The organism is Geodermatophilus chilensis (assembly GCF_002802985.1).
Taxonomy (GTDB): domain Bacteria; phylum Actinomycetota; class Actinomycetes; order Mycobacteriales; family Geodermatophilaceae; genus Geodermatophilus; species Geodermatophilus chilensis.
Genome location: NZ_NVPT01000225.1, coordinates 1 through 7087, shown reverse-complemented (window position 1 = coordinate 7087; position 7087 = coordinate 1). Strand labels below are relative to the sequence as shown.

Here is a 7087-nt window from a genome sequence, read left to right as displayed (position 1 = left end):
CTCACCCAGGCGCTGCGCCGCCGGCTCGAGGCCGACGGCGGGCACGTGGCCCTCGGGGACGCCGCGGCCCGGCTGCTGGTCGAGGACGGCCGGGTGACCCGCACGCCCGGCCAGCGTTCGACGGTCGAGACCGCGCCGCCGAGCACCTCGTCGCGTTCGACGACCTCCACCCGCAGCCCGGCGCGGGCCAGGTAGCAGGCCGCGACCAGCCCGTTGTGCCCCGCGCCGACGACGACGGCGTCGACGGCGCTCACGCCCGGTCGGACCGCGGCGCCGGGGGCGGCAGCGGCAGGCGGGCGCCGAGGATGGCGAAGGGGCGCGAGTCGCCGGGGAAGCGGTGGTTGCGGGCCAGGTCGACGAAGCCGTCGGCGTGGTACAGCCGGAAGGCCTTGGTGTCGTTGTCCGGGGTCGACAGCAGCGCCGCCGGGTAGGGCAGACCGGCCACCAGGGCGTGCAGCAGCTGCCGGCCCAGCCCCCGGCTCTGGTGGGCGGGGTGCACGTGCAGCTCGCACACCTCGAACGCGTCCGGCAGCCAGCGCTTCGCCGTCCGCCGGTCGAGCGCGGCGCGCACCTGGTCGTGCCACCACTGGCCGGGCGCGACCAGATAGCCGTAGCCGAACCCGACGAGGACCTCCCCGTCGGGGGTCTCCACGAAGGCGCCGACCGCGCGGAACCCGGGGCGCTCGGTGTGCTGGATGGCGTAGCCGTACCGGCCGGCGACCACCGAGGGGCTGTAGCCCATCGCCTCGCCGTAGATGGCCAGCGCCTCGTGCATGTGGTCGCGCAGCCAGCCGGTGGGCAGCTCGGTGACCCGCGCCGCGGGCGTCGTGCCCGTCACGACGACACCTCCTCGGGCAGCGCCGCGGGATGGGTCGGTGCCGGGCCGTCGCCGACCTCGGCCGCGGTTCCGCCGGTCAGCCGCAGCAGCTCCTCGTAGCTGGTCGGGAAGACCGCGTGCGGGTGGCCGGCGGCGGCCCAGACCCGGTCGTGCCGGGCCAGTTCGATGTCGACCAGCGTGCCGATCGGCTCCGGGTGGCCGATCGGGGCGACGCCGCCGATGGGCTGGCCGGTGTGCCGGCGCACGAAGTCGGCCGACGCCGGGCGCACGTCACGGACACCGAGCAGCGCGGCGACCTTCGCGACGTCGACCCGGTGGGCGCCGCTGGTGAGGACCAGCAGCGGCGCGCCGTCGACGTCGAACAGCAGGCTGTTGGCGATGGCCCCGAGCGGGACGCCGAGCTCTCCGGCCGCCCCGGCGGCGGTGCGGGCGCTGCCGCTCAGCTCGAGCACCTGCCCGGTCGCACCGGACTCGGCCAGCAGGGAGGAGATGGCGGCCACCCGGGGGTGCTCGGGTCGGCTCATGCGTCGATCCTGCCATCGGCCGGAGCGGTGTGCTCCGGGCCCGGGCACCCCGTCCGGCCGGGTCGCCGGCGCACCCGGTCGCGCGTCCCGCTTGACGTCGTCGGCGCCGTCGGGTGTACTCGACGTCGTTCGAACACGCGTTCGAACGACGTCGGCCTCCCGCTGCACCCGGGTCCTTCCCCACCCGGTGTGGTGGGCCGGGGCCGGTGGGGCGGCGGAGCTGTGGGGAGTCTGTCATGAGCCGGGTGCTGAGCGGGGTCGGCGAGCGGATCGGCGAGGAGGTGCAGGTCGAGCGCGGGCCGCTCGGTCCGGCGCAGTTCTGGCGCGGGCAGTCGCGGTACGTCGTCGGCGAGCTGCTCGACTCGTGGGTGGAGACCGCCCCGTGGTGGCAGCGCGGTGCCGCGGGAGCCGGTGGCGCCTCCGCCGAGCTGGTCGCCGGCCGTGAGGTGTGGCGGGTCGAGGCGGTCCGAGCCGGCCGGTCGCGGATGAGCTTCGCCGGCGTCTTCGACCTCAGCTGGGAGTCGGCGGACGACCGCTGGTCGCTCGTGCGGGTGCACGACTGATGGGGGCCGTCCGCGTCATGGCCGACCAGCTGCCCCTGCCCCCGCCGCTGCCCTCGGCTGCCCGCCAGCTGCTCGACCAGGCCTCCCGGGCGCTGGCCGAGGCGGCGGCGAGCACCGACGCCCGGCAGCGCTACGCCACCGCCCACCTGGGCGCGCTGCGCGCCGCGGCCGCGGTGCTGGCCGCCCGCACCCGGCCGGAGTCCGGGCGGCGCCGCCCGCGCAGCGCCTGGGTGCTGCTCGGCCAGGTCGCGCCCGAGCTGGGAGAGTGGGCCACCTTCTTCGCCGCCGGCGCGGCCAAGCGGGCCGCCGCCGAGGCCGGGCTGTCCCACGCCGTCACCGACCGCGAGGCCGACGACCTGGTCCGCGACGTGCGCGCCTTCCTCGCCGTCGTGGAGAACGCCCTGGGCAGCACGCCGCCGCCGGAGTCGCCCCGGCGCGCGCGTCCCCGGGTGGTCGGCGGGTCCGAGCACCGGAACGGGAGGTGAGGACCGACCCCTTCGTCCACCTCCACGTCGCCTCGGGCTACTCCATGCAGTACGGGGCCAACCACCCGGCCGACCTGGTCGAGCGGGCGGCCGAGCACGGCATGCGGGCCCTGGCGCTCACCGACCGCGACGGGCTCTACGGCGCGGTGAAGTTCGCGCTGGCCTGCCGGGCGGTCGACGTGCGGCCGCTGTTCGGGGTGGACCTGGCGGTGAGGCCCTCGGTGGACTCGACCGTCCCGCCGGCCCTGGCCCCGGTGGTCGGCGGTGCGCACTCGGCGCAGCGGGCACGGGCCCGCCGGCCGGTCGCGCCGGACGACGCCCCCGGCCGCGCCGGACGACGCTCACCGGCCCGCGGCGGGGCCAGCGTCGACCCGCGGCTGCCCCGGGTCACCTTCCTCGCCCGGGACGGCGCAGGCTGGCGCTCGCTGTGCCGGCTGACCAGCGCCACCCACCTGCGTGGCACGCGCGGGGAACCGGTGAGCTCGCTGGCGCTGGCCGCGGAGCACGCGCCCGGACTGGTGGCCCTGCTGGGCCCGGACTCCCCGGTGGGCCGGGCGCTGGCCGCCGGGCGGGCCGACGTGGCCTCCGCCCGGCTGGCCGCCTGGCGCGCGGTGTTCGGCCCCGGCTCGCTGGTGCTCGAGGTCGTGCACCACCGCGGCCGCGGTGACCGCTCGCGGGCCCAGGCGCTGCTGCGCTTCGCCGCCGCGGAGGGGGTGCCGGCGGTGCTGACCAACGCGGTCCGCTACGTCGACGCCCTGGACGCGCCCACCGCCGACGTCCTGGACGCGGCGCGCCGACTGGTCCCGCTGGACACCCGGCACGTCGACCGGCGCACCGCCGAGGGCTACCTGAAGTCGGGCGAGGAGATGGCCGCGGTCGCCGAGGACCTCGTCGGCCCCGACCGCGACGCGGCGCTCCGGCTGCTGGAGCGCACCGCCCGGCTGGCCGAGCAGTGCACGGTCGACGTCCGGGCCGACCTCGGCGTCGGCACCGTGCGCTACCCCGAGCTCGACGTGGTCACCACCCCGGCCGAGCAGGGGATGGGCCCGTCGGCGGTGCTGCGCGCCCGCTGCGAGGCCGGGCTGGGCCGGCGGGGGATGGCCCGGACGGCGGAGGTGGCCCGGCGGCTGGACGACGAGCTGGCGGTCATCGACACCCTCGGCTACCCGTCCTACTTCCTCACCGTCGCCGACGTGGTCGACCTCATCCGGAGCCTGAGGGTCCGGGCGGCGGCGCGGGGGTCGGGCGCCGGCAGCCTGGTCACCTACCTGCTGGGCATCTCCGACGTCGACCCGATCCGGTACGGCCTGCTGATGGAGCGCTTCCTCTCCCCGCTGCGCCACCAGCTGCCCGACGTCGACATCGACGTGGAGTCCGCCCGCCGGATGGAGGTGTACGACGCGGTCCTCGACCGCTTCGGCGCCCACCGGGTCAGCTGCATCTCAATGATGGACACCTACCGGGTGCGGCACGCGATCCGCGACGTCGGCGCCGCGCTCGGCCTGCCGCCGGCCGAGGTCGACGCGGTCGCCAAGGCCTTCCCGCACATCCGGGCCAACCAGGTGCACGCCGCGCTCAAGGACCTCCCGGAGCTGCGGGCCAGCCGGCTGGGCTCGCGGCGCGGCGGTGGCACCGGAGACCTCGACCTGCTCTTCGACCTGGTGGCCCGGCTCGACGGGCTGCCCCGGCACATCGCGCTGCACCCGTGCGGCGTGCTGCTGTCCGACGCCACGCTGCTCGACCGCACCCCTGTGGAGAACAGCTACCTGGGCTACCCGATGAGCCAGTTCGACAAGGACGACGTCGAGGAGCTCGGGCTGCTCAAGCTCGACCTGCTCGGCATCCGGATGCAGTCGGCGATCGCGCACGCCCTCGACGAGGTGGCCCGGGTCGACGGCGAGACCGTCGACATCGACGCCGTCCCGCGCGACGACCCGACGACGTTCGAGCTGATCCGCAGCACCCGGACCCTCGGCATGTTCCAGATCGAGTCGCCGGGGCAGCGGGAGCTGGTCGGCAAGTTCGGGCCGGAGACGTTCGAGGACATCGTCATCGACATCTCGCTGTTCCGGCCCGGCCCGGTGAAGAGCGACATGGTCACCCCGTTCCTGCTGGCCCGGAACGGCTGGCAGGACCCGGTCTACCCGCACCCCGACCTCGCCCCGTTCCTCGAGCAGACCGCCGGCGTCGTGGTCTTCCACGAACAGGTGCTGCAGATCGTGGCGCAGATGACCGGCTGCGACCTGGCCCAGGCCGACGAGGCCCGCCGGGCGCTGGGGAACCGGGAACTGCACGCCGAGGTGCGGACCTGGTTCGTGCCCGAGGCGCTGCGGCGCTACCCGGTCGAGGTGGTCGAGAAGGTGTGGGAGGTGCTGGTCGCCTTCGGTTCCTTCGGCTTCTGCAAGGCCCACGCGGCGGCGTTCGCCCTGCCCACCTACCAGTCGGCGTGGCTGAAGACCCACCACCCGGCGGCCTTCCTCGCCGGGGTGCTCACCCACGACCCGGGCATGTACCCGAAGCGGCTGATCCTCGACGACGCCCGCAACTTCGGTGTCCGGGTGCTGGGCCTGGACGTCAACGCCTCGGCCGGCACCTACCGGGTCGAGCGGCTCGGGTCCGCCACCGACCCTGAGGCTGCACCTGAGGTCGAGGTCGGGGGCTGGACGCGGCCGGAGTGGATGCCCGCGGCGATGCCCGACCCGTCCCGCTACGGCATCAGGCTGTCCCTGGCCGACGTGAAGGGCATCTCCGACGACGAGGTGGCGCGGGTCGTCGCCGGGCAGCCCTACCGCTCGCTCACCGACTTCTGGCACCGGACGTCGGTGTCCCGGCCGGTGGTGGAGCGACTGGTGCTGGCCGGCGGCTTCGACTCCCTCTACGGCTTCGGGATCCGCGACCGCGAGGCCGGCCGCCCCACCCGCAGCCGCCGGCAGGTCACCCGCCGCGACCTGCTGCTGCAGATCGGCGAGCTGGACCGGTGGAGCCGCAGCGGCGCCAAGGCCGCCACGACCGGACAGCTCAGCCTCGACCTCATGGGCCTCGACACGGGCACCGAACTGCCCGGCGAGGAGGCGACGGAGGAGTCGGGGCTCGGCTGGGCCGAGGGCAGCGGGCTGCCGGAGTTCACCGACGCCGAGCTGGTGCGCGCCGAGCTGGAGGTCCTCGGCCTGGACGCCAGCCGGCACGTCGTCGACTTCTACCGGCCGTTCCTCGCCGCGATCGGCGCGGTGCCGGCCGGAGAGCTGCTGGGCAGCCGCAGCGGCGCCGAGGTGCTGGTCGCCGGGGTCAAGGTGGCCACCCAGACGCCGCCGATCCGCTCCGGCCGCCGGGTGGTCTTCGTGACCCTCGACGACGGCACCGGCTGCACCGACTCGACCTTCTTCGAGGACGCCCAGGGCCCCTACGCCTCGACGGTCTTCCACTCGTGGCTGCTGGTGGTCCGCGGGGTGCTGCGGCGCACCGGGCCGCGCGGGGTCTCGCTGCGGGCCACCGGCGCGTGGGAGCTGCCGGCGCTGCACGAGGCGTGGGAGACCGGCGGGCTGGAGGCGGTGGCCGAGCAGATGGCTGCACCGGGTGGGTACACCGAGGAGGCGATCGCCGGTGCGGCGGCCTCGCGCGGCTCGCGGCCGGTGGTGGTCAAGCCGGTGCTGGTGCACCCCACGGGCTTCCGGATGTCGCCCTACGCCGACATCAAGCCGGCGGGGGAGGACGCGATGACCGTGGCGCGCCGCGACGCCACCCGCCGGGGGACGTCGTCGGCGCCGCGCAAGCTGTGGCACTCCAGCCCGGGCAGCTCCGGCCACTGAAGAAGGACCCCGCTGCGGTGCCAGGACCGCTGTACCCCCGTGGCCCGTCACCGGCCTGGGTGTGGGCCGCCGAGGTACAGCAGTCGGCTCCGGGGGTCCGAGCCCACGCAGCCGAACCCGCGCGCCGGCGACCGATGACCTGCCGCCGGGACGGCGGTCTACTCCTCGACACCCGAGCAACCGCTCCGCCCACCCGAGAGGACACCCCGATGCCCAAGCAGATCCCGTGCCTGTGGTTCGACGGCGCGGCCGAGCAGGCCGCCGCGCACTACACCTCGATCTTCCCTAACTCCTCGATCGGCGAGGTCACCCGCTACGGCCCCGACATGCCGCTGCCCGAGGGCACCGCGATGACCGTCTCCTTCACCCTCGACGGCCAGGAGTACGTCGGCCTCAACGGCGGCCCGCAGTTCCCGTTCACCGAGGCGGTCTCCTTCCAGATCATGTGCGCCGACCAGGAGGAGGCCGACCACTACTGGAGCCGGCTGACCGACGGCGGCGAGGAGAGCATGTGCGGCTGGCTCAAGGACCGCTTCGGCGTCTCCTGGCAGGTCGTGCCCACCGAGCTGACCACCCTGCTCAACGACCCCGACCCCGGCCGCGCCCGGCGGGCCACCGAGGCGATGCTGCAGATGCGCCGCATCGACATCGAGGAGATCAAGCGGGCGGCCGACGGCGTCTCGGCCTGAGGTAAGGACCCCGTCCTCCCCACCCTTCGCAGGCTCAGGGCGGGACCCGGGACGGGGCCGCCCGTCCTGCCTACCCTTCGCGGGCCCAGGGCGGGGCCGGGGCGGGGCCGGGACGGGGCCGGGCGTCAGCCGGCGCGCACCTGCGCAGGCGACGACCCCGCGAGCGGACCGGTGGCCGGCAC

Annotated in this window: 7 protein-coding genes; 4 read left to right on the top strand and 3 right to left on the bottom strand. The window is 75.6% G+C overall.

Annotated elements, in window-relative coordinates; translation table 11 throughout:
* The 3 genes from CNO22_RS24630 to CNO22_RS24620 form a co-directional block, all read right to left on the bottom strand.
* Positions 1–254 (bottom strand): FAD-dependent oxidoreductase (locus tag CNO22_RS24630; protein ID WP_157937109.1); only part of this gene is annotated, 254 nt, incomplete at its 3' end.
* The gene (locus tag CNO22_RS24625) at positions 251–838 is read right to left on the bottom strand and encodes a GNAT family N-acetyltransferase (RefSeq protein WP_100501888.1); all 588 of its coding nucleotides are present in this window, start codon (positions 836–838) and stop codon (positions 251–253) included. The genes CNO22_RS24630 and CNO22_RS24625, both read right to left, overlap by 4 nt.
* Positions 835–1362, bottom strand: a complete 528-nt coding sequence (locus CNO22_RS24620) for a YbaK/EbsC family protein (protein WP_100501887.1) — start codon at positions 1360–1362, stop codon at positions 835–837. The genes CNO22_RS24625 and CNO22_RS24620 overlap by 4 nt, the downstream gene beginning before the upstream one ends.
* 236 nt (positions 1363–1598) lie before the next feature.
* Between CNO22_RS24620 and CNO22_RS24615 the strand changes: the two genes are divergently transcribed.
* From CNO22_RS24615 to CNO22_RS24600, 4 genes are all read left to right on the top strand, one after another.
* Positions 1599–1925 (top strand): DUF6504 family protein, encoded by a 327-nt coding sequence (locus CNO22_RS24615; protein ID WP_100501886.1) that lies wholly within the window; start codon positions 1599–1601, stop codon positions 1923–1925.
* On the top strand, positions 1925–2410 hold the full coding sequence (locus CNO22_RS24610) for an SAV_6107 family HEPN domain-containing protein (protein ID WP_100501885.1): 486 nt from the start codon (positions 1925–1927) through the stop codon (positions 2408–2410). The genes CNO22_RS24615 and CNO22_RS24610 overlap by 1 nt, the downstream gene beginning before the upstream one ends.
* A complete protein-coding gene (locus CNO22_RS24605; protein ID WP_100501884.1) occupies positions 2407–6216 on the top strand; it encodes a DNA polymerase III subunit alpha in 3810 nt (1269 codons plus the stop codon). Before CNO22_RS24610 ends, CNO22_RS24605 begins: the two co-directional genes overlap by 4 nt.
* Positions 6217–6425: 209 nt before the next feature.
* Positions 6426–6905 carry a VOC family protein gene (locus CNO22_RS24600; RefSeq protein WP_100501883.1) on the top strand — a complete coding sequence of 160 codons (480 nt, stop codon included), beginning with the start codon at positions 6426–6428 and terminating at the stop codon, positions 6903–6905.
* The last annotated feature ends 182 nt before the right edge of the window (positions 6906–7087 follow it).